1 protein-coding gene is annotated in these 1,032 nt (G+C 61.6%); it reads left to right on the forward strand.

The features are described from left to right. Positions 1-1,032: IS1380 family transposase (locus IFO71_RS21605; protein ID WP_192031762.1), on the forward strand; the 1,032-nt coding region annotated here is incomplete at both ends.

A 1,032-nucleotide genomic window follows, 5' to 3' on the forward strand; every position in this document is an offset into this window, starting at 1 on the left:
GGTGGCGATATCAGCTCGGATGCGGGCGGTGCGCTGCTGTTGCGACAGGTCGAGCGGCGCCTAGGGTTGCTGGCGGCGGCCGCCAAGTGTTTGCCAGACGATCGTGATCCGAATCGGGTGCGGCACAGTCGGTTGTCGCAGGTGAAACAACGTGTGATGGGGATTGCGCTCGGCTACGAAGATCTCAACGACCACGATACGCTGCGTGCCGACTGGGGGCTGCAGTTGGCCCTGGGCCAATCGCGCGCGGCCAGTTCCGCGCCGACCTTGTGCCGGTTTGAGAAGGTGATGGGCAGGAAGGAGGCCGTTGCGTTGCACGGCGTGCTGATCGACAACTTCATTGCCAGTCACGCTGTGCCGCCGAGCGAGCTAACGTTGGACTTGGATGCGACCGATGACGCCGTGCACGGGCGTCAGGAAGGCCGTTTCTTTCATGGTTACTACGATCAGTACTGTTTCTTGCCGCTGTACGTGTTTTGCGGGGATGAACTGCTGACCGCGTACCTGCGTCCAGCGAACATCGATGGCGCCAAGCACGCCGCCGCGATTGTGAAACTGCTGGTTCAACGGCTTCGGCGGGCTTGGCCCGAGGTGAAGATCACGATTCGTGCCGACTCGGGGTTTTGTCGTCGCCGCCTGCTGAGCTGGTGCGAGCGCAATGGGGTGTTCTATGTGATTGGCCTGGCCCGTAATGCGCGCCTGGCCAAACTGGCTGCCGCGTCGATCATCAACACCGAAGCGGCGTTCCAGAACAGTGGAGAGAAGCAGCGCGGCTTTGACGAGGTGCGCTATGCAGCCAAGAGTTGGCACACCGAACGGAGGGTCATCGTGCGACTGGAACACGGCCCGCAGGGCGCCAATCCGCGCTATGTGGTCACCAATCGCGACGAGGAGCCGGCTGAACTGTACGACGGCATCTACTGCCAGCGCGGCGAGATGGAGAATCGGATCAAAGAACAACAGCTCGGCTTGTTCGCCGATCGAACCAGTTGTTCGGCCTGGTGGCCCAACCAGTTCCGATTATTGCTAGCC

Source organism: Pseudomarimonas arenosa, assembly GCF_014841215.1.
Lineage (GTDB): Bacteria > Pseudomonadota > Gammaproteobacteria > Xanthomonadales > Xanthomonadaceae > Pseudomarimonas > Pseudomarimonas arenosa.